Origin of the sequence: Streptomyces sp. NPDC050085 (genome assembly GCF_044460595.1) — a bacterium.
Lineage (GTDB): Bacteria > Actinomycetota > Actinomycetes > Streptomycetales > Streptomycetaceae > Streptomyces.
The window spans coordinates 1-21,439 of the sequence record NZ_JBITJZ010000031.1; the positions used below are offsets into that span (position 1 = coordinate 1).

23 protein-coding genes and 3 pseudogenes are annotated in these 21,439 nt (G+C 71.8%); 15 read left to right on the plus strand and 11 right to left on the minus strand.

From position 1 onward, the window contains the following. Window positions 1–125: 125 nt before the first annotated feature. The 3 genes and pseudogenes from ACIBUY_RS42345 to nrfD all read left to right on the plus strand — a co-directional run. Window positions 126–705, plus strand: a pseudogene (locus tag ACIBUY_RS42345) (hypothetical protein); the annotation flags it as partial. A 3-nt stretch (window positions 706–708) separates the two neighbouring features. Further along, window positions 709–999, plus strand: a pseudogene (locus ACIBUY_RS42350) (4Fe-4S ferredoxin); the annotation flags it as partial. After that, window positions 996–1,952 (plus strand): NrfD/PsrC family molybdoenzyme membrane anchor subunit, encoded by a 957-nt coding sequence (nrfD, locus tag ACIBUY_RS42355; RefSeq protein WP_399155530.1) that lies wholly within the window; start codon window positions 996–998, stop codon window positions 1,950–1,952. The pseudogene ACIBUY_RS42350 and the gene nrfD, both read left to right, overlap by 4 nt. 147 nt (window positions 1,953–2,099) lie before the next feature. On the opposite strand, the pseudogene ACIBUY_RS42360 reads toward nrfD, so the two are convergent. Next, a pseudogene (locus ACIBUY_RS42360) lies at window positions 2,100–2,347 on the minus strand (phosphoketolase); the annotation flags it as partial. Window positions 2,348–2,598: 251 nt separating this feature from the next. On the opposite strand from ACIBUY_RS42360, the gene ACIBUY_RS42365 reads away from it, so the two are divergent. Further along, a complete protein-coding gene (locus tag ACIBUY_RS42365; protein ID WP_399155531.1) occupies window positions 2,599–3,108 on the plus strand; it encodes a transglycosylase SLT domain-containing protein in 510 nt (169 codons plus the stop codon). 41 nt (window positions 3,109–3,149) lie between these two features. Continuing rightward, entirely contained in the window at window positions 3,150–4,283 is a 1,134-nt protein-coding gene (locus ACIBUY_RS42370) for an LCP family protein (RefSeq protein WP_399155532.1), read from the plus strand. A gap of 39 nt (window positions 4,284–4,322) precedes the next feature. On the opposite strand, the gene ACIBUY_RS42375 is transcribed toward ACIBUY_RS42370, so the two are convergent. The 3 genes from ACIBUY_RS42375 to ACIBUY_RS42385 all read right to left on the minus strand — a co-directional run bounded on the left by ACIBUY_RS42375 (window position 4,323) and on the right by ACIBUY_RS42385 (window position 5,629). Beyond that, window positions 4,323–4,610 carry a DUF4190 domain-containing protein gene (locus ACIBUY_RS42375; RefSeq protein WP_399155533.1) on the minus strand — a complete coding sequence of 96 codons (288 nt, stop codon included), beginning with the start codon at window positions 4,608–4,610 and terminating at the stop codon, window positions 4,323–4,325. A 180-nt stretch (window positions 4,611–4,790) separates the two neighbouring features. Next, on the minus strand, window positions 4,791–5,204 hold the full coding sequence (locus ACIBUY_RS42380) for a DUF3618 domain-containing protein (protein ID WP_365572083.1): 414 nt from the start codon (window positions 5,202–5,204) through the stop codon (window positions 4,791–4,793). Continuing rightward, a complete protein-coding gene (locus tag ACIBUY_RS42385; RefSeq protein ID WP_399155534.1) occupies window positions 5,201–5,629 on the minus strand; it encodes a phage holin family protein in 429 nt (142 codons plus the stop codon). Before ACIBUY_RS42385 ends, ACIBUY_RS42380 begins: the two co-directional genes overlap by 4 nt. Window positions 5,630–5,916: 287 nt before the next feature. Here ACIBUY_RS42385 and proP point away from each other — a divergent pair, with 287 nt between their 5' ends. Then, on the plus strand, window positions 5,917–7,398 hold the full coding sequence (gene proP / locus ACIBUY_RS42390; protein ID WP_399155535.1) for a glycine betaine/L-proline transporter ProP: 1,482 nt from the start codon (window positions 5,917–5,919) through the stop codon (window positions 7,396–7,398). Between the two features lie 41 nt (window positions 7,399–7,439). On the opposite strand, the gene ACIBUY_RS42395 is transcribed toward proP, so the two are convergent. After that, entirely contained in the window at window positions 7,440–8,066 is a 627-nt protein-coding gene (locus ACIBUY_RS42395) for an ANTAR domain-containing protein (RefSeq protein ID WP_399155536.1), read from the minus strand. Between the two features lie 136 nt (window positions 8,067–8,202). Here ACIBUY_RS42395 and ACIBUY_RS42400 point away from each other — a divergent pair, with 136 nt between their 5' ends. Then, entirely contained in the window at window positions 8,203–8,571 is a 369-nt protein-coding gene (locus ACIBUY_RS42400; RefSeq protein ID WP_365572071.1) for a helix-turn-helix domain-containing protein, read from the plus strand. A 31-nt stretch (window positions 8,572–8,602) separates the two neighbouring features. Beyond that, window positions 8,603–9,262 (plus strand): HAD family hydrolase, encoded by a 660-nt coding sequence (locus tag ACIBUY_RS42405; RefSeq protein WP_365572068.1) that lies wholly within the window; start codon window positions 8,603–8,605, stop codon window positions 9,260–9,262. Between the two features lie 24 nt (window positions 9,263–9,286). Here the strand turns inward: ACIBUY_RS42405 and ACIBUY_RS42410 are convergent, their stop codons facing one another. Then, the gene (locus tag ACIBUY_RS42410) at window positions 9,287–10,168 is read right to left on the minus strand and encodes an alpha/beta hydrolase (RefSeq protein WP_365572065.1); all 882 of its coding nucleotides are present in this window, start codon (window positions 10,166–10,168) and stop codon (window positions 9,287–9,289) included. Window positions 10,169–10,197: 29 nt separating this feature from the next. Further along, window positions 10,198–10,638 carry a MarR family winged helix-turn-helix transcriptional regulator gene (locus ACIBUY_RS42415; protein ID WP_399155543.1) on the minus strand — a complete coding sequence of 147 codons (441 nt, stop codon included), beginning with the start codon at window positions 10,636–10,638 and terminating at the stop codon, window positions 10,198–10,200. A 219-nt stretch (window positions 10,639–10,857) separates the two neighbouring features. On the opposite strand from ACIBUY_RS42415, the gene ACIBUY_RS42420 reads away from it, so the two are divergent. From ACIBUY_RS42420 to gap, 4 genes are all read left to right on the plus strand, one after another. After that, entirely contained in the window at window positions 10,858–12,309 is a 1,452-nt protein-coding gene (locus ACIBUY_RS42420) for an MFS transporter (RefSeq protein WP_365572059.1), read from the plus strand. A gap of 103 nt (window positions 12,310–12,412) precedes the next feature. Beyond that, a complete protein-coding gene (locus tag ACIBUY_RS42425) occupies window positions 12,413–13,075 on the plus strand; it encodes a lysophospholipid acyltransferase family protein (RefSeq protein ID WP_365572056.1) in 663 nt (220 codons plus the stop codon). 46 nt (window positions 13,076–13,121) lie between these two features. After that, complete coding sequence (locus ACIBUY_RS42430; protein ID WP_399155537.1) at window positions 13,122–14,078, plus strand: GlxA family transcriptional regulator; 957 nt, start codon at window positions 13,122–13,124, stop codon at window positions 14,076–14,078. A 136-nt stretch (window positions 14,079–14,214) separates the two neighbouring features. After that, the gene (gene gap, locus ACIBUY_RS42435) at window positions 14,215–15,213 is read left to right on the plus strand and encodes a type I glyceraldehyde-3-phosphate dehydrogenase (protein WP_399155538.1); all 999 of its coding nucleotides are present in this window, start codon (window positions 14,215–14,217) and stop codon (window positions 15,211–15,213) included. Between the two features lie 65 nt (window positions 15,214–15,278). Here gap and ACIBUY_RS42440 read toward each other — a convergent pair whose 3' ends face one another. Then, complete coding sequence (locus ACIBUY_RS42440) at window positions 15,279–15,932, minus strand: TetR/AcrR family transcriptional regulator (protein ID WP_399155539.1); 654 nt, start codon at window positions 15,930–15,932, stop codon at window positions 15,279–15,281. Window positions 15,933–16,056: 124 nt separating this feature from the next. Between ACIBUY_RS42440 and ACIBUY_RS42445 the strand changes: the two genes are divergently transcribed. Further along, window positions 16,057–17,622: a serine hydrolase domain-containing protein gene (locus ACIBUY_RS42445; RefSeq protein WP_399155540.1), complete on the plus strand. Its 1,566-nt coding sequence runs from the start codon at window positions 16,057–16,059 to the stop codon at window positions 17,620–17,622. On the opposite strand, the gene ACIBUY_RS42450 is transcribed toward ACIBUY_RS42445, so the two are convergent. The 3 genes from ACIBUY_RS42450 to ACIBUY_RS42460 form a co-directional block, all read right to left on the minus strand. After that, window positions 17,565–18,200 (minus strand): class F sortase, encoded by a 636-nt coding sequence (locus ACIBUY_RS42450; RefSeq protein WP_365572047.1) that lies wholly within the window; start codon window positions 18,198–18,200, stop codon window positions 17,565–17,567. The genes ACIBUY_RS42445 and ACIBUY_RS42450 overlap by 58 nt on opposite strands. Before the next feature lie 18 nt (window positions 18,201–18,218). After that, window positions 18,219–18,755 carry a hypothetical protein gene (locus ACIBUY_RS42455; RefSeq protein ID WP_365572044.1) on the minus strand — a complete coding sequence of 179 codons (537 nt, stop codon included), beginning with the start codon at window positions 18,753–18,755 and terminating at the stop codon, window positions 18,219–18,221. Window positions 18,756–18,827: 72 nt separating this feature from the next. Continuing rightward, a complete protein-coding gene (locus ACIBUY_RS42460) occupies window positions 18,828–19,949 on the minus strand; it encodes a serine hydrolase (protein ID WP_365572041.1) in 1,122 nt (373 codons plus the stop codon). 167 nt (window positions 19,950–20,116) lie between these two features. Between ACIBUY_RS42460 and ACIBUY_RS42465 the strand changes: the two genes are divergently transcribed. Both ACIBUY_RS42465 and ACIBUY_RS42470 read left to right on the plus strand, forming a co-directional pair. After that, a complete protein-coding gene (locus tag ACIBUY_RS42465) occupies window positions 20,117–20,566 on the plus strand; it encodes a cyclic nucleotide-binding domain-containing protein (RefSeq protein ID WP_399155541.1) in 450 nt (149 codons plus the stop codon). A gap of 150 nt (window positions 20,567–20,716) precedes the next feature. After that, entirely contained in the window at window positions 20,717–21,307 is a 591-nt protein-coding gene (locus ACIBUY_RS42470) for a hypothetical protein (RefSeq protein WP_399155542.1), read from the plus strand. Window positions 21,308–21,439 lie beyond the last annotated feature (132 nt).

Sequence of the window (21,439 nt, forward strand, 5' to 3'; positions counted from 1 at the left end):
ACCCAGCACGAAATCGCCCGCTGACCGACGATCTTCACCCCAGACAGGCCCCGACGACCAGCACGAGCACCACATCACCCACCCACGCCACCCCCGTGACCAGCACGTTCAGGATGAACACAACTCAGTGGGTCATGGAGGCCAAGGCCCGCGGCGCGACGATCATCCACGTGGACCCCCGCCACACGCGCACGAGCGCGCTCGCCGACCTCCACGTCCCCCTGCGCGCGGGCAGCGACATCGCCTTCCTCGGCGGCATCATCAACCACGTCCTGACCGAGGAGAAGGACTTCCGCGAGTACGTCCTGCACTACACGAACGCCGCGACGCTGGTGAGCGAGGACTTCCGTGACCCCGAGGACCTGGACGGCGTCTTCTCCGGCCTCGACGAGGACAAGCGCCACTACGACCAGCACAGCTGGCAGTACGAGGGCGTGCAGGTGCAGCAGCCGACAGGTGAGGTCGACGAGCAGTACGAGGACCGCGCCCGCGCCCATGGACCTGGACGCCTTCATCGACGCCTCGCGGACCGAGAAGGGCTTCTGGGCGGACATGCGGGCGTACTTCGTGAGCCTGCTGAAGGCCTACTACGGTGACGCGGCCCGCGCGGACAACGATTTCTGCTTCGGCCACCTGCCACGGCTGACCGGCTCCCACTCCACGTACGAGACGGTCATGGCCCAGCTGGACGGCGTGTGCAAGGGCTAGTTCGGGCCGCTCGACGAACTGCGCGAGAAGGCAGCGCTGCGCGTCGACGAACTGCACAAGGCGGGCGTCGGCGAGGCCCGCCTGTACGGGCACGACCCGGACGACGGGGTCGGTGGCGACGGAGCCTTCTTCCTGCTGCTCGACCGGCCCGAGGTGTACGGGCTGCCCCCGGACCCCGTTGTCACCACCCGGGATCTGACGAGCATGTGGAAGCACGCCGCCGCAGCCGCGCTGTCCCTGCTCGGCGGGGTCGCGGTGTCGTTCGCGGCGGTGGGCAGGAGGCGGCGATGACCGATCGGACGCACACAGGGCCGGGCGGGCGTCGACGGCGGCGCGGTGAGCAACTCATGGTGCCCCAGGCCGAGTTCGACTCCTACTACGGCCGGCCCGTCATCAAGGCGCCGTCCTGGCAGGCGCGCGACATCGCCGGCTACTTCTTCCTCGGCGGCCTCGCCGGCGCGGGCTCCGTGTTCGCCGCGTCGGCGCAGTTCACCGGCCGCCCGCGCACGGCGACCGCGCTGAAGATCTCCTCGCTGGCCGGTGTCTCCCTGTCCGCCGCGGCGCTCGTCCACGACCTGGGGCGGCCCTCCCGCTTCGCGAACATGCTCCGTGTCTTCAAGCCGACCTCCCCGATGAGCATGGGCTCCTGGCTGCTGAGCGTCTACGGGCCCGCGGCGGGTGCGGCCGCCGCGAGCGCCGCGACCGGCCGCCTGCCCGGGGCCGGCGCCGTGGCCACCGGGACGGCGGCGCTCCTGGGCCCCGCGGTCGCCTCGTACACCGGCGTCCTCGCGGCCGACACGGCGGTGCCCGCCTGGCACGGCGCCCATCGCGAACTGCCCTATCTCTTCACGGCATCCGCGACCGCCGCCGCAGCGGGCATGGCCCTCGTCGTCGGTCCCGTACGCGAGAACACGCCCGCGCGTTGCGCCGCCGGGCTCGCGGCGCTCGCGGACACCGCGGTGATGCGAGCGACGGAGCGGCGCCTCGGCCCGGTCGCCGAGAGCTACCGGACGGGCCGGGCGGGAACCCTGCTGCGCACGGCGCAGGCGCTCACGCTCGCCGGTGCGGCGGGCGCCGCCGTCCTCGGCCGCAACAGGCCTGCCGCGATCGCCTCGGGCCTCGCCCTGCTCGCGGGGTCGGCGTGCACGCGCTTCGGAGTGTTCGCCGCGGGGATCGCCTCGGCCGGGGACCCGAAGTACACGGTGGGGCCGCAGCGCGAACGCCTGGACCGAGAGGCGCGCTGAAGCCCCTGGTCGGGCACGTCACACAGGTCATCAGTGGTCCTGTTCCGCGAGCCAGGGGAAGTAGTGGTCGGATGTCCATCGTCTTCGCCTCCAAGTCGGCGACTCGGTCGGGGTGTTCAGGTCGAGAGCGCTGCGGGCGGTGACTCGGCCCTCCCACCGCCACTGCGCGATCTCCGGCAGGTCCGTGCCGTGCTCGCGGATCCGGCCGTGGTGGCGGGTGCGGACGTCGGCCAGGTGCTGACGGACCCGGGCCGCGGAGACGGGGAGGCCGGGGACGCGGTCGATGACGTCCATGACGGGCCGGAACCGGTGTTCGTGTGCCCGGCCCGGCGGTAGGCGAGGCGGTGGATCAGCCACGGGTAGCCGTGGTAGCCGAAGACGACCGGGTTGTCGCTTGCCGATGGCCGTCCGGACCGTGAGCCCACCCATATGAGCCACGACACATGCGAAGGACGGTAGTAGCCGAGCCGGGCCGCGGAATCCGCCGCACGCCCCGCCCGGATGCGTCGAAGACGGCACCGGGATGTCCTGCGTCCCCGCCCCGGGGTAGTACGTCGCTCCTTTGCGCCGGGGCGCCCGGCGCGGCTACCCCTGACTGATGTTCCGCAGCACCCCACGCCGTACGTCATTGGAGAGTCAGCCGACCATGGCCATCACCACGACACAGCCGCGCACCGGCCGCACCCCCCGATTCCGCCGGATCTCCGCCCTGGGCATCGCCACGACGGGCGCCGCCGCCCTGGCCCTGACGCTGGTCCCCACGTCGGCGCAGGCCGCCGCGCCCGCCGCCAAGAGCGCCGGGGCCACGCAGGCCGCCACGGCGGGCACGTCCTACCCCGACAACCTCGACGGCTGGATACGGGAGTCGCTCGACATCATGAAGGCCAAGGGGATCCCCGGTACGTACGACGGGCTGTACCGCAACATCATGCGCGAGTCGTCCGGCAACCCGAACGCCCAGAACAACACGGACGTCAACGCGCAGAACGGCACCCCGTCCAAGGGGCTGCTCCAGGTGATCCAGCCGACGTTCGCCGCGTACCACGTGGAGGGCACCTCCCAGAATCTGACCGACCCGGTCGCCAACATCACCGCGGCCGCCAACTACGCCGCCGACCGCTACGGCTCCATCGACAACGTCGACTCCGCCTACTGAGCCGCCGGTCAGCGAGGAAGGTCAGCGAGGAAGGGCAGCACATGCCGCACGAGAGCGGGAACGAGCACCAGGCACACCCGGCCGTCGAGACCGCGGTGCCCGCCTACGGGCCCGCGCGCGTACGCCGCTCCCGGCACCGCAGGCGCAAGAGCGCCCTGCGCTGGATCGCCTGGGGCGCCCTCGGCGTGGCCCTGGTCGGCGGCGGAGGCGTGGCCTACGCCTGGCAGCACCTGAACGGCAACATCAAGGGCACCGACGTGAACGCCGCCCTCGGCGACGACCGTCCCGCGCAGCAGCACGACGGAGCGATGAACATCCTCCTGCTCGGCTCCGACTCGCGGGCCGGGACCCATGGCGAGTACGGCAGCGGCGTCGTCGGCGCCCGCGCGGACACGGCGATGGTCCTGCACGTCGACAAGACCCACAAGAAGGCCTCGGTCGTCAGCATCCCGCGCGACACGATGGTCAAGCGCCCCGGCTGCGAGAAGCCGCACGGCGGCACCGAGCCGGCGGCGCGGGCCATGTTCAACTCCTCATACGCACTGGGCGGGCCCGCCTGCACCGTGAAGACGGTCGAGCAGATGTCGGGCCTGCGCATGGACCACTACCTCGAAGTCGACTTCAAGGGCTTCCAGAAACTCATCGACGAACTCGGCGGCGTGGACATCACCACCCGCACCGCCATCGACGACCCGAACAGCGGCCTGTCCCTGAAGGCCGGGAAGCACCGGCTGAAGGGCAAGGACGCGCTGGCGCTCGTCAGGACCCGGCACGGCGTGGGCGACGGCAGCGACCTCGGACGCATCCAGCTCCAGCAGGCGTTCATCAAGGCCCTGATCCACCGCGCCGACACGGTCGACCCGCTGGGCAGCCCCGCCAAGTCCTACGCACTGGCGGACACCGCGACCAAGAGCATCAGCGCGGACTCCGAGCTTGCGTCCGCGAACAAGCTGCTCGGACTGGCCAAGGACCTGAAGGGCATCAGCCCCGACCGCACGACCATGGTCACGATGCCCGTCACCTACGACGCACAGGACGCGGGCCGCGTCCTGCCCCTGGAAAAGGCGTCGCACCGCGTGTGGAAGGCCCTGCGCAACGACCGGCCCGTCCCTGAATCGGCGACCCGGGGATCGGTGGGGGACCGGACGGACACGCCGGTGGTGTCCGGGACGTGACGGGGCGTCACGTCCGGCCCGGACCGCCCCCGGCGGCGGTCAGCTCCCGACGTACCAGCTGAATCCGCCGGACGACGCGGCCAGGGCTATCAGTACGCCGAAGACAATGAGGTCGACGACGCCGAGAATGATGGCGGCCCTGGACATTCCGCCGCCTCCCTTGACGTTGGCCTGGCGTATTCCTACCGCGCCGAAAATGATGGCCAGCGGGCCGAGAACGATGTTGAGGAAAAACACTCCGACAATTCCGCAGACCAGTCCGGCGATCGCCAGGCCATTGGTCCGTGAATGCGAGGAGGCAGCAGAAGAGCTCCCGTATCCTCCCATGGCACACTCCTTGGCTCGAATTCTCGTCTTCTCCATCGCTGTGGTGCAGTGTGGTGCAGTTCGTGGTGCGCAGTGCACTGTCCGGGTCCCCCGGAATCGGATGTGCAGTCGCCCGTACATCGAGAAGAAGTGGAATCCGGAATTCTCTGAAGTGCCTTCTTTCGAGTCGGCAGTTCGGGGCTACCGCCCAGTCGAATCGGCGTTGTGCCGGCGCAGCGACAGCCACACGACGAGTGCGCCGGCGGAAAGGGCCGTGAAAGTGACGGCGGGGTGCTTTCCCGCCGTCCGTGCCCCTTGCAGCGTCATTTGCCGGATCGGCTCCGGAGTCTGCGCCTGCGCCCGGTGCGCGAGACCGGTCGCCCGGGCCCTCGCCCTGTCCGCCCCGGCCGTGGCGTGCGCCCTGAGGGCGTCCGTCCGGTCCGTCGCCCGTTCCTTGAGCCGCGCCGTCTTCTCCTTGGCCCGGGCCTTGACATCGGCCTTGGCCGCGAGCGCCTCGACGGTGTGCCCCAGGTCGGCACGGGTCCGCTCGATCTCCTCCCGCAGTTCCTCCGGGCCGGAGGCTGCGGTCTGCTCGTGGTGCGGTGTCCGCGTCATCGGTGTGCACTCTCCTTGATCTCGGCCACATCGGCCTTGACGTTCGCGATGGTCTGCTCGGGGGTCGGGGGAGCGGCCTTGCCGAACTCCCTCTTGCCGGAGGCCGTCATCACGGCGGCGATCACGCCGAGCACCGCGGTGACGATCAGCGCGGCCGCCCACACCGGCAACGCGACGGCCAGTCCCGCGATCGCCGCGGCCACCAGCGCCTGCAGCGTCAGGAACCCGACGACCCCGGCACCGCCGAACAGGCCGCCGCCCTTGCCGTAGCGCCTGCCCTTCTGGGCCATCTCCGCCTGGGCCAGGCGGAGTTCACCCCGCACCAGCTCGGTCAGCTGGTGCGAAGCCTGCTGCACCAGTGCGCCGACCGGCTGTTGACCGATGTCACGTTCCTTCTCGTGGGCCGGTGGCTGTGTGTCCGGCACGGCGGTCACCTCCGTGTTCCTCGCGCGGCCCGGGCCGCGGCGTGTGTGCGTCGTCCGGACGCCCGGGTACCCGCGACCTCGCGCTCCACCCCGCCGTGGCGGGCGGCAGCGCGCAACGTCCGCGCGCACGGCGTGACTTAGGCCCTTTCCCCGAGGGCTTGTGACCTGAGCAGTCCGGGACGTTCGGCCCATGTCCGGCGGCCCGTCCGCTGGCACCCTCCAGATGCACCCGCCGAATCACCCACGGTTCGGCAAGCCCCTCGTACGAGAGAGTCAGCAGGACTTCCGTGAGCGCTCCCGAATCCAGTGAGACGAGCGAAGAGCACCTCCGGTCCCCGGAGGCCGTCGCCCGTCACCGTGCACTGTTCCGTGCCGTCCATCGCCGAAAGCACCCGCGCCTGCGGCAGTCCGACATCACGGTCACAACCGACGCGCAGGTCAAGCGGGCGGTGAAGGCGACCGCTCTGGGCAATGCCATGGAGTGGTACGACTTTGGTGTCTACGCCTACCTCGCCGTGATCATCGGCAAGGAGTTCTTCCCGTCGGGCAACGCCACCGCCCAGACCCTGTCCGCGCTCGCGACGTTCGCCGCGGCCTTCCTCGTACGCCCCCTGGGCGGCATGTTCTTCGGACCCCTCGGGGACAAGGTGGGCCGCAAGAAGATCCTCGCGCTCACCATGATCATGATGTCGAGCGCGACCCTGGCGATCGGCCTGATCCCCGGATACGCGGCCATCGGATTCTGGGCCCCGGCCCTGCTCATCCTCTGCCGCATGGTGCAGGGCTTCTCCACCGGTGGCGAATACGGCGGTGCCGCGACCTTCATCGCCGAGTACGCGCCGGACAAGCGGCGCGGATTCTGGGGCTCCTTCCTGGAATTCGGCACGCTGATCGGTTACACGGCCGCCGCGGTCCTGGTGACGGCCCTCACCGCGCTGCTCGGGAGCGACGGCATGCAGTCGTGGGGCTGGCGCGTGCCGTTCATGGTGGCGGCGCCGCTCGGCCTGATCGGCCTGTACCTGCGGATGCGCCTCGACGAGTCGCCGGCCTTCCAGAAGATGGAGGAGGGCGGCGGGGCGGCCGCGGAGCAGCGAGAGAAGAAGTCCTTCAAGGAGTCGCTCGCCGGTCAGTGGCCCGCCCTGCTGCTGTGCATCGCGCTCGTGGCCGCCTTCAACATCACCGACTACATGCTCCTGTCGTACATGCCGACCTATCTCACCCAGCTCGGCTTCGGCGAGACGAGCGGGCTGATGTCGATCGTCGTCGTCATGCTGATCCTGATGGCGCTGATCAATTCCGTGGGCCGTCTGTCCGACCGCGTCGGACGCAAGCCGGTGCTGCTGGCGGGGTCGGTCGCCTTCCTCGTGCTGGCGCTGCCCGCCTTCCTGCTGATCGGCCGGGGCGGCGTGGCGCCGGTCTTCGCGGGCCTGCTGATCCTGGGGCTGTCCCTCGTCTGTTACCTGGGCACCATGTCGTCGGCACTGCCCGCGCTGTTCCCGACCGACGTCCGCTACGGCTCGCTGTCGATCGGGTTCAACATCTCCGTGTCGCTGTTCGGCGGTACGACACCGCTGGTGGTCGCGGCGCTGATCGGCGCCACCGGGAACAACCTGATGCCGGCCTTCTACACCATGCTCGCCGGACTGGTCGGCATCGTGGCCGTGCTCTGCATGAAGGAGACCGCGCGCAAACCGCTCGACGGCTCGCCTCCGGCGGTGGCGACGGCCGACGAGGCACGGGAACTGGTGCAGGCACAGCGGGCGTCCTGAGCGGAACCGCCACGAGGCAGGCAGGTCGTTCGCAGCTCGCCCTATGCGGCGAGCTCGGCCACCACCGCGGACAGCGCCTCCTGCAAGGCGTCGGGCAGAGATGCCGTCCCGTGGGTGCATTCGACGAGTTGGCCGGCCACCTCGTGCAGTTTGGTGTTGCTGCGCTGGGAGACGGAGACGAGGGCCTCCCACGCGTCGTCGGGGCTGAGACCGAACGCCGCCATGACGATGCCGCGGGCCATGTCGATCACGCCCCGGCTGCGCATCGCGCGCCGCAGTTGCTCGACCTCGCGACGCAGCTCGTCGTCCGGCCCCTCGCCCGGCTCGGTCGCCTCGACGGGGTCGACGGCCTTGACGGTCATGGGGTCCGAGACCCAGGGGCCGAGGTTCAACAGGATGTTCACGGCCGAGCAGCCGCAGGGCTCGACGGTGTCGAGGTCCAGGTCGATACCGCTGGCCGAGCCGACGAGGGCCGAGCGCAGGGCCCGCCGCAACGGCTCGTCCACATCGCCGTCGAGATCGAGATCGCCGCGCACACTGACGACGGTCCGGTCACCCACGGGGCGGTGGAACAGGGTCAGGCCCGACAGTCGACGGACGCCGGCGGGCGTCACGATGGCGCTGCAGCTCATGGCCGCCGCCTCCTCGGTCCGCACGGACTCTGGCATGGTCAACTCCCCTGCGCTCTCGGCCGGTTCCTGCTCGTCGCACCCAGGGTCGCCTTGCCGCGGACACACGTCAAGAGATACCGGAAGTCAGGTTCAGGTGTTTCGGATCGTGAACCACCGGGCCTACGATTCGACCATGGGTGGAGTGCCAGAACCGCACACAGGATGGACGTTCCTCACGAACCACGCGCGCGTGCTCGCGGCCATCGCCGACGACCAGAGCGCGCGGATCCGGGACATTGCCGCACATTGCAGACTCACGGAGCGGGCCGTGCAGAAGATCATCTCCGACCTGGAGGAGAGCGGCTTCCTCTCCCACACGCGCGAGGGGCGCGGCAACACGTACCGGATCGAGCCGGGCAAGGTCCTGCGCCATCCTGCCGAGGCCGAGGCCGGGCTGACCGTCGCCTCGCTGCTCGGCCTGCTGGCCCAGGACGAGGCGCACCGTACGGACGCGCTGCAGGCCGACGGCTTGCGCGGAGCAGAGCGCAACAACGCGGACTAGGAAGTCTTTCCGGGGCGCCTATGCTGCCGGGATGATCAAACCGACGGAACTCGTCATATTCGACTGCGACGGCGTGCTGGTGGACAGCGAACGCATCGCCGCCCGCGTCCAGGTCTCCCTCGGTGCGGAGCTGGGCTGGCCCCTCACCGAGGACGAGGTCGTCGACCGCTTCATCGGCCGCTCGCACGCCGCGATCCGCGAGCAGGTCGCCGACCGGCTCGGCGAGGCGACCGCCGCAACCTGGTCGGAGCGGTTCGAACGGCTCCACCGTGATGCCGTGGACGCCGATCTCGCCCCCGTCGAGGGACTGCCCGAGGCGCTCGACGCAATCGACGCGCTCGGCCTGCCGACCTGCGTGGCCTCCAGCGGCTCCCACGACAAGATGCGCCACACCCTCGGCCGCACCGGACTCTACGAACGGTTCGCGGGCCGCATCCACAGCGCCACCGAAGTCGCCCGGGGCAAGCCCGCCCCTGACCTGTTCCTGCACGCCGCCCGGCAGATGGGGGTGGATCCCGCCGCCTGCGTGGTGGTCGAGGACAGCCGGCCCGGGGTCCTGGCCGCCCGGGCCGCCGGCATGCGCGCCTTCGGGTACGCGGGCGGGCTCACTCCGGCCGCACGGCTCGAAGGCCCGGGCACCACGGTCTTCCACGACATGCGCAAACTTCCGTCACTCGTCGCGGAGCGGTGACCCGTCCGCCCGTCCGCCCGCGGTTCAGCCGGTGTGCTCCTCCAGCGCGTCGACGATGTCGCCCCAGAGTTCGCGGGGACGGTCGTGCCCCATGTCCGGAATGAGCAGCAGGCGCGCCCCGGGCACGAGTTCGGCGGTGCGCTTGCCGCCGCTGGGGTCGATCAGGGTGTCGTCGAGGCCGTGCAGCACCAAGGTGGGCACGCGCAGCCGGCTGAGCGCGTCGGCGCGTGAGCCGTCGAGGACCATGGCGGCGAGCTGCCGCCCCGCCCCGGCCGGGTAGTGGGCGCGGTCGTAACTCGCGGCCGCCAGTTCACGCAGCGCCGCCGCGTTGCCGTACCGCTTCGACGCCCACGCCAAGTTCCGCTCCGCCGCGGCGACGTACCCGGCGCGGTCCGTGGGCGTGGGGCTCGCGAGCACCGCCCGGGCCTCCGCGCTCGCCTGCCCGTACTCGGGCTCGCCGGTCGAGGACATCATCGACGTCAGGGTCAGCAGCCGCTCGGGCCGGGCGATGGCCATCCGCTGCGCGATCATGCCGCCCATCGAGGCCCCGACGACGTGCGCGCGCTCGATGCCGAGCGCGTCGAGCAGGCCGAAGCCGTCGTCGGCCATGTCCCGCAGGGAGTACGGCGCCATCGCGAGGGCGGCGTCGATGTCCCCGGCGCCCACCGTGGCCATGAACGTGCCGACGTCGACGGGGTGTTCGTCGAACCTGGTGGACAGGCCGCAGTCGCGGTTGTCGAACCGGATCACATGACGTCCACGGGCCGCGAGCGCACGGCAGAGGTCCTCGTGCCACGCGATCATCTGGGCACCGAAGCCCATGACGAGCAGGACCGCTGGATCGGCGGGATCACCGAACGTCTCGTACGCGAGGGACACTTCGGGGGAGACTTCGATCGTCGGCATCCCGCCATTGTCGCAGCTGGCCGGTGTCGTCAGACGGGCCGGTCCGCCGGGTGCGGCCGCGGCCAGGGCATGCCGTGCAGTCGCTCGATGTCCGCGTTGAACCGCCGCAGATAGTCGGCGAAGGCCGCGATGTCCCCGTCCGGCCAGTCGGCCATGATGCGGTCCAGGCTGGCCACCGTGCCCGCGCGCTCCTCGTCCAGGCGCCGTTCGCCCTCCTCCGTGATCCGGAACTTGCGGGCCATGCCGCCGTCGGGGTCGGGGATGCGCTCGACGAGGCCCGCCCGCATGGCGGCGGCCGTCTGCCGGTTCAGGGTGGAGGCGTCGAGGCCGAAGGCGTCGCCGAGCTGCCCGATGGACATGGGGCCCTCGACGCGGATGCGGCTCAGCAGGATGTACGCGCTGCGCTCGAGGACGCTGTCCGGGCGGCGCCCCTTGTTCTTGTGCAGATGCAGATAGCGGCTGAGCAGCATCTGCTCGAACTCCACTCGCTGCGTGGGCTTGTCCACGTGGTCCCTTCCACCGATCCTCCGACGGGCATCCACCTCGCCACTCCATCATATGTATCTCGCACGTAATGTGTGTCATACGCATCACGTGTACGATGCATATCCGTTCGGGTGGGACGGCAGCCACCGCCCGTGGTTCGTCGCTCATCGCTCATCGCGCACTCTCCACAGAGGAGTCCCACCATGGACGGCCCCCAGCCGACCGCCCACTCCCGCGGCGTCGTCGCCACGCTCGCCCTGGCCGGCACCGTCGCCGCCGTCATGCAGACCCTGGTGACCCCGCTCATCGCGGACATGCCGCAACTGCTCGGCACGTCCTCGTCGAACGCGGCCTGGGTTGTCACCGTCACCCTCCTCGTCGCGGGTGTGTGCGTACCGGTGTCCGGGCGGCTCGGCGACCTCATGGGCAAGCGCCGGATGCTGCTGGTCTGCGCCGTGCCCCTGGTGATCGGCTCGGTGGTGTGCGCCCTCTCCTCGACCGTCGTGCCCATGATCGTCGGCCGTGGTCTGCAGGGCATGGGCATGGGCATGGTGCCGCTGGGCATCGCGCTGCTGCGCGACGTCGTCCCCGCGGAGCGGCTCAGCGGTTCCATCGCCCTGGTCAGCGCGTCCATGGGGATCGGCGGTGCGATCGGCCTGCCGGTCGCCGCCGCGGTCGCCCAGTACGCCAACTGGCGTGTGCTGTTCTGGGGTTCGGCCGTGCTCGCCGTGTGCATCGGCGCCCTGATCTACTTCGTCGTCCCGGACGTGCCCGCCGGTGCCAAGGGGCAGCGCTTCGACGGGGCCGGAGCGGTCGGACTCGCCGTCGGCCTGGTCTCCCTGCTCCTCGCGATCTCCAAGGGGGCGGACTGGGGCTGGGGTTCGGGCACCACGCTCGGCCTGCTCGCCGTCGCGGTCGTGTCCCTGCTCGTGTGGGGCTGGTGGGAACTGCGCACCCGCGACCCACTGATCGACCTGCGCACCACGGCCCGCCCGCGCGTGCTGCTGACCAACGCCGCCTCGATCCTCGTCGGCGTCGGCATGTACTCGTTCATGCTGATCGCGCCGCAGCTGCTCCAGTTCCCCGAGGCCACCGGGTACGGCCTGGGCCAGTCGATGCTGGCGGCCGGTCTGTGGATGGCCCCCGGCGGCGTGATGATGATGATCGTCTCCCCGCTGGGCGGCAAGCTCATCAATGCCCGCGGCGCCAAATTCGCCCTGGTCTGCGGTGCGTTGGTGATCTCGGCCGGATACGCTCTCGCGCTCGCCCTGATGGGTTCCGCCTGGGGGCTGATGGTCGTCGGCATCGTCATCAACAGCGGTGTGGCACTCGCGTACGGTGCGATGCCCGCCCTCATCATGAGCGCGGTCCCGCTGTCCGAGACGGCGGCCGCGAACGGCTTCAACTCCCTGATGCGCTCGCTCGGCACCACCATCGGCTCCGCCGTGATCGGCGTCGTGCTCGCCCAGATGACCATCGGCATCGGCGGCCACACGATCGCCTCCGAAGGCGGCTTCCGCACCGGCCTGTTGATCGGCTGCGGCGTCGCCCTGGCCTCGGCGGCCGTCGCCTCCGCCATCCCGGCGCTGCGCGGCGCCGCGGACGCCCGCGAGGACGAGCGACCCGTGGAGGCGCAGGCCCCGGCCCGCGCCTGATACCCGGGGGACGGCCCGGGCGAGAAATGAGTACGCGCACTCAGGCCGTCCGCATCCCTCCCGGACGACGATGGGCCCACCACCGCCGATTCCGGGAGCCCCCTTGCTCAGTCGCCTCGCCGCCCTCCTCGTCCCCGCCTTCGGCCGGCTGACCGTCACCTGTGACGAGGGCGCCGTCGTCGCGCCGGGCAGCCTGATCGTCGCCAACCACACCTCGATCACCGACCCGGCCGTCGTCCTCGCGGCGCTGCACCGCCTCGGCGTGCAACCCGCGGTGATGGCCGCGGCCGGACTCTGGCGGGCCCCCGTGCTCGGGCGGGCGCTCGCGCGCGAGGGCCACATCCCCGTGCGGCGCGGGGACCGCCGGGCCGCCGACGCGCTGGATCTCGCCGTCGCCGCGCTGCGGGAGGGGCGCACCGTGCTCATCTACGCGGAGGGCGGGATACCGGCCGGGCACGGCGCGGGAGAGGCGGCGCCGCGTGCCTTCCGCAGCGGGGTCGCGCGCATCGTCGAACGGACCGGCGCGCCCGTCGTGCCGATCGGTCAGGCCGGGGCCAGGCGCGTGAGTTCGGGCGGCACGGGCAAGCAGCTGGCCGGATTGCTCAGCGCGCCCCTGCGGCGGCCCGGACTGCACGTGCACCTGGGAGCGCCGATCGCGCCGAGCGGCGGGCGACGTGACGCGACCCGGCAGGCGCACAGCGCGGTGACCCGGGCCTGGCGGACCGCGGCCGCACGACTCGGCGAGCCCGCAGCCCACGCCGCGTAGCAGGCCAGGAAGGCTCCGCGTGCGCGGTCCGCGTACGCTCGGGCGCGTGTCCGTCACTCGCCCGTACCGCGTCGCCGTCCTCGTCAGCGAAGGCGCCAAGCCCCTCGACGTCGGCATCCCGGCCCAGGTGTTCACGACCCGCGCGAGCATGCCGTACGAAGTGCGGGTGTGCGGGGCGGCGCCCGGACTCGTGACCGGCGGAGACGGCCTTTCGTACGCCGTCGCGCACGGTCTGGAGGCGCTCGCCTGGGCGGACATCGTCTTCGTGCCCGGCTACCGGTTCCCGGACCGCGACGATCCGCCGCCCGCCGTCGTCGACGCACTGACCGCCGCCCACGCGCGCGGCGCACGGCTCGCCGCCATCTCGACGGGTGCCTTCACGCTCGCCGCCACCGGACTCCTCGACGGCCGACGCGCCACGACCCACTGGCACTACACGAGGGCGCTCGCCGCGAAGCACCCGCTCGTGCGCGTCGACGAGAACGTCCTGTTCGTCGACGAGGGCACCGTGCTGACCTCCGCGGGCGCCGCGTCCGGCATCGACCTGTGCCTGCACATCCTCCGCGGCGACCTGGGCGTCGCCGCGGCGAACCACGCCGCCCGGCGCCTGGTCGCCGCGCCCTACCGCAGCGGCGGCCAGGCGCAGTACGTGCCGCGCAGCGTGCCCGAACCGCTCGGCGAACGGTTCGCCGCCACCCGCGAATGGGCCCTGCACCGCCTCGACGAACCCCTCACCCTCGAAGCGCTCGCCGAGCACGCGGCGGTGTCACCGCGCACGTTCTCGCGGCGCTTCGTCGACGACACCGGCTACACGCCCATGCAGTGGGTGATGCGCGCCCGCATCGACGTCGCCCGCGAACTCCTGGAGCGCTCCGAGCGCGGCGTCGAGCAGATCGCCGCCGACGTCGGCCTCGGCACCGGAGCCAATCTGCGCCTGCACTTCCAGCGCATCCTCGGCACGACACCGAGCGAGTACCGGCGCACGTTCGCCCGGGGCGAGTGACGCCCGACTCCCTGGCGGGATCCTTGCGAACCATGGCGATCATGCCGCTGTCAGGGCCGTTCGCCGCGAGCGAGTCTGGAGGTGGACACAGGACGCACCGGGAGCCAACGGCCCTGGGGAGAAAGGGACATCTCTCATGACTCGCATCGCCATCAACGGATTCGGCCGCATCGGACGCAACGTGCTGCGAGCCCTGCTCGAACGCGACAGCGCCCTCGAGATCGTCGCCGTCAACGACCTCACCGAGCCCGCAGCCCTGGCCCGGCTGCTCGCCTTCGACTCGACGGCGGGCCGCCTCGGCCGACCGGTGAGCGTCGAGGGCAACACCCTGATCGTCGACGGCCGCCGCATCACCGTCCTCGCCGAGCGCGAGCCCGCCCAGCTGCCCTGGGCCGAGCTCGGCGTCGACATCGTCCTGGAGGCGACCGGCCGCTTCACCTCCGCGACGGCAGCCCGCGGCCACCTCGCCGCGGGTGCGAAGAAGGTCCTGGTCAGCGCCCCGTCCGACGGTGCCGATGTCACGCTCGCGTACGGCGTGAACACCGACGCCTACGATCCGGCCGCGCACACGATCGTCTCGAACGCCTCCTGCACCACCAACGCGCTCGCCCCGCTGGCCGCGGTCCTCGACGAACTCGCCGGGATCGAGCACGGGTTCATGACGACGGTGCACGCCTACACGCAGGAGCAGAACCTCCAGGACGGCCCGCACCGCGACGCCCGCCGGGCGCGGGCCGCGGCGGTCAACATCGCCCCGACCACGACCGGCGCCGCCAAGGCGATCGGCAAGGTGCTGCCCGCCCTCGACGGAAAGCTGTCCGGCGACTCGATCCGGGTGCCGGTCCCGGTCGGCTCGATCGTCGAGCTGAACACCACCGTCGCCCGCGACGTGACGCGTGAGCAGGTCATCGCGGCCTACCGGGACGCGGCGGAGGGCCCCCTCAAGGGCGTCCTGGAGTACTCGGAGGACGCGCTGGTGTCGTCGGACATCACCGGCAACCCGGCCTCCTCCATCTTCGACTCGGAGCTGACCCGCGTCGACGGCCGCCACATCAAGGTCGTCGCCTGGTACGACAACGAGTGGGGCTTCTCCAACCGAGTGATCGACACGCTGGAACTGCTCGCCGGCAACTGACGGCCAGCGAGCCTGACCGGCCGGCTCGGCTCACCGAGTGACGCCTCGTCCTCACTGACGAGGCGTCACTTCTTGTCGTACTGGCGGCATGCGCCGGTGAACACGGTCGCCAGCTCCGCCGCCATGACCGATGTCGCCAACGCGCTCACGGGCGCCCTGTCCGCCCCGTCCGCCCCGTCCGTGTCGCGGTAGATCTGCACGGCGAGCCCCTCGGTCACGGCAGTGAGCCGGACCGCCGCCGGCCAGGGATCGAGCTCGGCCGCCACCTCGCCGCACTCCTTGCCGTTGTGCACGGCGCGGGCCACGTCGTCGCGCAGCCGGTGCGCGGTGGCCACGTCGACCTCGGCGAGCGCGGGCGCGTCGAGCGCCCGACCGGCGAAGGCCCGGGTGACGCGGAACTCGGTGCGGCGCGTCTCGTCCAGCGGCAGGAACTGCGCCAACGCCTCGGCGAGCACGTGCGCGAGGGGCCGCCGATGCTCGATCCCGGCCCGGATCCGGTCGTCGGCGCGACCGCGGATCCGGTCGGTGACCTCCTTGAACGCGTGCAGCAGCATGTCGTCCTTGGTGCGGAAGTAGTGCTGGACGAGCCCGACCGACATCCCGGCGGTCGACGCGGTCCGCGCGACGGTCACCGCGTCCAGGCCCTGATCGGAGATCAACTCACAGACGGCCAGGGCGATATGGCGTCGGCGCTCTTCGTGGTCGGCGATTCTCGGCACTTGATAACCGTACCAACGTACGGTAAAAACCTCCTTAACCATATGGCCGTACGGTTATTCCCTCCGGCGCTCTCGGGTGCCCGGGCGGCCCTTCCGACCTTCCGATGTGGTGAGGAACCCCTCCATGCCCAGCCGTATGCGGCCCTCCGCCGCGCGCACGACGGTCCTGCTCCTCTCGCTCTTACTGCTCGTCCTGCTGGTCCCGAGCCGCCCGGCCGCGGCGGCATCCGCACCGTCCGATCGCTACGCGGCCATCGACGCCTACGTACGAGAACGCATGAAGGCGACCGGCGCGCCCGGCGTCTCCTACGCCGTGGTGGGCCCCAACGGCCCGCTGCATCAGCGGAGTTGGGGCAGTGACGGGCGGGGGAGCGAGGTGACGGCACGCACCCCGTTCCTGTGGGGCTCCGTCGCCAAACCGGTCGCCGCGACCGCCGTGATGACCCTCGTCCAGGACGGCCGACTCCGCCTCGACGACCGGGTCGTGGACCACGTCCCCGGCTTCCGCTTCGGCGGCGCCGCGCACGCGCGGCGGGTGACGGTCCGTCATCTGCTGGGCCAGACCGCCGGGATCCCCGAATCGGCCACGTTCGCGGTGGCCGACTGCCTCGACGCCGACTGCCCGCGCGCGGCCGAACGCGTCCGAGCCCTCGACGACGTACGACCGCTCGGGCTGCCCGGCACCATCTACGCGTACAGCAGCGCCAACTACCTGGTGCTCGCCGCCGTCGTCGAGGCGGTCACCGGACAGTCCTTCGCCGCATATCTGCGTACCGCCGTCTTCGCACCCGCGGGCATGCGGGGAGCCGTCGCGGACCGGGCGTCGGCCCGCGAGCGCCGTTTGTCGGCCGGCCATCAGCGGTTGTGGGGCATCCCCGCGGCGATCGCCGACGGCGTGGACGACGCGGGCGCCGCGTACGGCTACACGGGCGGCGACCTCGGCGACCTCGCGGCGTTCGCCGCACTCCAACTGCGCGCGGGCAGCCCGGCAGGCGCGCGCGACGGTGTCCTGACCCCGGCATCCGTGCGGGCGATGCGCACCGAGGGCCGACTCTCCTCCGGGTACGGCACGGGGTACGGCCTCGGCTGGCGGGTCGGCGGCCTGGACGCGCCCCTCGACCATGCCGTCTGGCACACCGGCGCCACCCCCGGCTACTCCGCGATGCTGTTCCTGCTGCCCGAGACGGACACGGCACTCGTGCTCCAGCAGAACCTGTACGGACTGCTCGACGACGACGCCGTGATGCGGATCGGCTTCGACGCGGCCCGGATCCTCGCCGGCGGCACGCCCTCCGCCGCCGGCACGGCGTGGTCGTCCCCGTACTACCTGACCGTGTGGGGCACCACGGCTCTCGCGCTGCTGCTGTGCGTGGCGGCCGGTCGCTCCGTCGTCCTGCTGCGCCGCCCGGCCGGGAGCGCGAACCGGCTGCGCAGGCTCGCGCGGACCGTGCCGTGGTGTGTCAGCGGCGCGTTGCCGCTCGCCGCATTCGTGTGGGTCGCCGCGGCGATGGGCCTCGAACCGCTGTGGCTCTGGCTGCCCGACGTGTTCCTCGCCCTGTGCGCCGCGACGGCCTTCGGCGTCGCGACCGTCGCGCTGCGCGTCGCCCTCGCGCTCCGCCCGGCCGCCGGCCCTCAAGCCCGCTCCCGCACCTCCGTCATCAGCCCGTACAGCACGACGTTGCCCGTGTAACCGGTGCGCTTGCTGTACGAGCCGCCGCAGGTGATGACGCGGAGTTCGGGCAGGCCCGTGCTGCCGTAGACGCGGCGGTCGGGGAAGTGGGTCTTGTCGACGACGTCGATGCCGTGGATCTCGAAGACGGCCGTCCTGTGGTCGGCGCGGTCGATCTCGATGTGCTGGCCCTTCTTCAGGGAGCCGAGTCCGTAGAAGACGGCGGGGCCGCCCGCGTTGTCGACATGGCCGTCGATGACGGACGTGCCGCGCTCGCCGGGGCTGACGGCTCCGCCGAACCAGCCTGCCAGGTTGGCGTTCTGCGGCGGCGGCGCGTCCAGCCAGCCCTCGCGGTCGCGGCCGACGCGGGTCAGCGGGGCGTTGACGCCGATCTCGGGGATCCGGATGCGCAGCGGGGTGGCGGCGGGCAGCGGGTCGGCGGGGGGCGTCGTGGTGCCGAGCTTCGCGGCCCCGGGGTCGGGCTGCGGCGGGCCGTCGGCCTGGGAGACACCGTGGTGCACGAGCAGGACGCCCGCCAGCAGGATCACGGCGAGCAGCGACCAGGACGGGCGGCGGGTCTTCGGGGCGGCCGCGGACACGGGCGGGGGCCCGCCCTGTCAGGAGCCGTCGGTGCGGCGCTTGCGCAGCCGCAGGAATCCGGCACCGAGCGCCCCGGCGATCAACGCGCCGCCCGCCGCGAGCAGAGCGGGGTCGGTCCCGGTGGAACTGCCGCCGAGACCCGCCTTCACGCCACGGTGCACGGTGGTGTTCGGGGTCGGGCTGGTGTTGCCGGTGGCGATGGTGAGGGTCGTCGTGCCCTTCTCGCCGTTGCAGTCGAAGGTGACGACGTACTGCGCGCCGGGCTTGGCGTCCGGATAGACCTGCGCCGTCGCGGAGTGGCCCTCGTTGAGGTCCACGTTGTCGAAGATCGGCGCCGTCACGTGCACCGTGGGGACCTCGCACTCGTTGGAGCTGAGGGTGACCGTGCCCCCGGCCGCGATCGTGCTCGGCGTCACGCTGAAACCGAAGGAGGTGACGTTGGACTGCGTACCCCCGTCGTCGGCCACGGCGGCCGGAGCGGTCAGGCCCAGCGCGGTGGCGGAGACGAGCGCGCAGGACAGGACGGTCGACGACAGCCGGGATATGGAACGCATGCGAGCCTCCGGGGAGAGCGAATTGGACGGCTTCTGCGACGTTATGAGCGACCGTGTGCAACGACCATCCGGTCAGGGCCGAATGGGGCTGTGCCGCTTCCGCAGGCGCCTGCGGATGAGGACCGGGACGCACGACAGGACGAGCAGCGCGGCCGCCGCGCCCAGGTGCCGGGTGAGGCCGGGCCCCGCGTCCGACGCCTCGGCGGGCGCCGTGCGCGCGGCGGGTGCCCCGGCCGCCGACGCGCTCGCCCGCGTCGCCGGGTGCTGGGGCCCCGCACCGTGCGCGAGCCGCAGCGGAGCGGCGGCGAACCCCCAGTCGAGCAGGGCGCGGCTCTCCTCGTACACGGCGTTGAAGTCGCCGTCCTGCGGGTTCATCACCGTCACCAGCATCGTGCGGCCCTTGTGGGTGGCGGCGGTCACGAGGGTGCAGCCGGCCTGCGACGTGTAGCCGTTCTTGACGCCGATCAGCCCGGGGTAGGGCTCCACCCCGTGCGAGCCGACCAGCAGGCGGTTGGTGTTCTGGATCTCGTACGCGTCCGGGCCGCCGGACAGCGGGAACCGCGCCCACTTGGTGCCCATGTAGCGCCGGAAGTCGGGGTTCTTGAAGCCCTCCCGCGCGATGAGCGCCAGATCGTGCGCGGACGAGAACTGCCCCGGGGTGTCGAAGCCGTCGGGCGAACGCACCTGGGTGTCACGGGCCCCGATGCGGCGGGCCGTGGCCTGCATCTGGGCGAGGGTGCGGGCGAGCCCGCCGTTCATCCGCGCGAGGGTGTGCACGGCGTCGTTCCCGGAGCTGAGGAACACCCCGCGCCACAGGTCGGCCACCGTGTACCTGTGCCCCTCGGCGACCCCCACCTCGCTGCTGCCCTCGGCGACCTCGGCCAGGTCGGCGGCCGTCGCCCGGTGCACGGTGTTCTGGCTCAACTGCGGCAGCAGGGTCACCGCGAACAGGGTCTTCAGGGTGCTGGCGGGCGGCAGCCGCAGGTGCGGCGCCTTGGCGGCCAGCACCTCGCCGGAACGGGCGTCCATGACCTCCCAGGACAGGGCCGACAGGGAAGGCGCGGCGGGCGGCGCGGGGGAGGGGCCCGCGGCCCGGGCGGGCACCGCGGCGGCCCCCACGGCGACGGCCGCACACAGCCCCGACGTCACAACCGCCCTGGTAATACCGGGGTAAAAGCCCATGAATTTCGCCATGCCGGAAACGTAGGGGCATGATCGTCCGCCCGCGATCCGCTTACGCCATGTGGTCCAGGTGCGCACCGGCCGACTTGGAACTACCCTTTTCGGGCGATTGTTCGTCCCGGACGCTTCGACCGTGACGTACGTACGCTGGAACCACACGACGGTGGAGGTGTTCCGCCATGACGGCCCAGACACGACTGCTGAACCGGCTTCCGCGTGCGTACCGCGACCGGCTGATGCCGCTCGCGGAGGAAGTCTCCTTCCCCCAGGACACCAGGATCTTCGAAGAGGGCGACCGCGCCGACCGGTTCTGGATCATCCGCACCGGCATGGTCACGCTGGACGTGCGCGTCTCCGACCGCACCAGGCTGCCCGTCGACCCGCTCGGACCCGGCGATCTGCTCGGCTGGTCCTGGCTCTTCTCGCCCTACGCGTGGGACTTCGGCGCCGAGGCGTTCAGTCCGGTACGCGCCTACGAGTTCGACGGCGGTTCGGTGCGCGCGCTGATCGACCTCGAACCGGCCCTGGGCGTGTCGCTGCTGCACGGAGTCGCCGAGGTGATGGCGCACCGCCTCGAGGCGGCCCGCGTCAAGCTCGTCGAGGCCCATCGGACGCACGGGCGCCTGTAGGGCCTGTCAGGAGGGCCCTGCGCGCGGCGGGTCACCCGCACGTGGCGTGAGCGTCACCCACCTCGACGCCTCGACAGGCGGCGTGCGGTGCCCCGGGGTTGGCTCGGCCGGGTATCCCGTCCGTGCCCGCTCCGCCCAGAGAGGCCCCGCATGCGTCGCACCGTGTCCTGGTCGACCTCCGCCGTCGCCGCAGCCGTCCTCACCCTCGCCGCCGTACCGGTGTGCGCGCACGCCGCGACCGCGGGGGACGACACGCCCTGGTCCACCTCGACCTGGGGCGGATCCACGTCGTCGGAAGGCTGGAGCGCGGGCAACGCCACGGCCGGCTCCGGCACCCTCGAACTCGTTCCCGCCGACGCCCGGCCCGGCACCACGGTCACCGCGAACACCACCGCGTGCGGCAAGGACCAGCGCGCCACCGGCGATGCCAACAGCGTGGGCGCGGGCGACTTCCCGCTGCAGACGAGCACGCACCAGGGCGACGTGGTCGGTCAGTTCCAGGTCCCTGCCGGGGCCCGCCCGGGCACGTACCCGGTCTCGGTGAGCTGCGCGAGCGGCACCGTCGTACGGCAGACCCTCTCCGTCTCGGGGCGCGGCGGCGAACTCCACGGCGTGCACGCGGGCGACGGCGGTTCCCTGGGCCGCCTGAGCACGCTGCAGCTCGTCCTCGGCGGGATGCTGATCGCCGGTTCGGTGGGGGCCGCCGGGTACTACGTACGCAGACGCGCCCAGGAGCTGTGACGCTCCTGGGCGCAGTCGGTCGGCTCGGTCCGTACGGTCAGCCCTTGCGGGTGTTGATCTCGTCGGTGAGCTGGGGCACGACGTCGAAGAGGTCGCCGACGACGCCGTAGTCGACCAGGTCGAAGATCGGGG

Bases quoted from the DNA above. Each gene is read 5' to 3' on its own strand.
- gap (WP_399155538.1), top strand. From the start codon at position 14,215: ATGACTCGCATCGCCATCAACGGATTCGGCCGCATCGGACGCAACGTG.
- ACIBUY_RS42380 (WP_365572083.1), bottom strand. From the start codon at position 5,204: ATGACGCGGACACCGCACCACGAGCAGACCGCAGCCTCCGGCCCGGAG.
- ACIBUY_RS42445 (WP_399155540.1), top strand. From the start codon at position 16,057: ATGCCCAGCCGTATGCGGCCCTCCGCCGCGCGCACGACGGTCCTGCTC.
- ACIBUY_RS42395 (WP_399155536.1), bottom strand. From the start codon at position 8,066: ATGCCAGAGTCCGTGCGGACCGAGGAGGCGGCGGCCATGAGCTGCAGC.
- ACIBUY_RS42455 (WP_365572044.1), bottom strand. From the start codon at position 18,755: ATGCGTTCCATATCCCGGCTGTCGTCGACCGTCCTGTCCTGCGCGCTC.
- ACIBUY_RS42400 (WP_365572071.1), top strand. From the start codon at position 8,203: ATGGGTGGAGTGCCAGAACCGCACACAGGATGGACGTTCCTCACGAAC.
- ACIBUY_RS42405 (WP_365572068.1), top strand. From the start codon at position 8,603: ATGATCAAACCGACGGAACTCGTCATATTCGACTGCGACGGCGTGCTG.
- ACIBUY_RS42410 (WP_365572065.1), bottom strand. From the start codon at position 10,168: ATGCCGACGATCGAAGTCTCCCCCGAAGTGTCCCTCGCGTACGAGACG.
- ACIBUY_RS42375 (WP_399155533.1), bottom strand. From the start codon at position 4,610: ATGGGAGGATACGGGAGCTCTTCTGCTGCCTCCTCGCATTCACGGACC.
- ACIBUY_RS42415 (WP_399155543.1), bottom strand. From the start codon at position 10,638: ATGCTGCTCAGCCGCTATCTGCATCTGCACAAGAACAAGGGGCGCCGC.
- ACIBUY_RS42465 (WP_399155541.1), top strand. From the start codon at position 20,117: ATGACGGCCCAGACACGACTGCTGAACCGGCTTCCGCGTGCGTACCGC.
- ACIBUY_RS42470 (WP_399155542.1), top strand. From the start codon at position 20,717: ATGCGTCGCACCGTGTCCTGGTCGACCTCCGCCGTCGCCGCAGCCGTC.
- ACIBUY_RS42365 (WP_399155531.1), top strand. From the start codon at position 2,599: ATGGCCATCACCACGACACAGCCGCGCACCGGCCGCACCCCCCGATTC.
- nrfD (WP_399155530.1), top strand. From the start codon at position 996: ATGACCGATCGGACGCACACAGGGCCGGGCGGGCGTCGACGGCGGCGC.
- ACIBUY_RS42370 (WP_399155532.1), top strand. From the start codon at position 3,150: ATGCCGCACGAGAGCGGGAACGAGCACCAGGCACACCCGGCCGTCGAG.
- ACIBUY_RS42420 (WP_365572059.1), top strand. From the start codon at position 10,858: ATGGACGGCCCCCAGCCGACCGCCCACTCCCGCGGCGTCGTCGCCACG.
- ACIBUY_RS42460 (WP_365572041.1), bottom strand. From the start codon at position 19,949: ATGGCGAAATTCATGGGCTTTTACCCCGGTATTACCAGGGCGGTTGTG.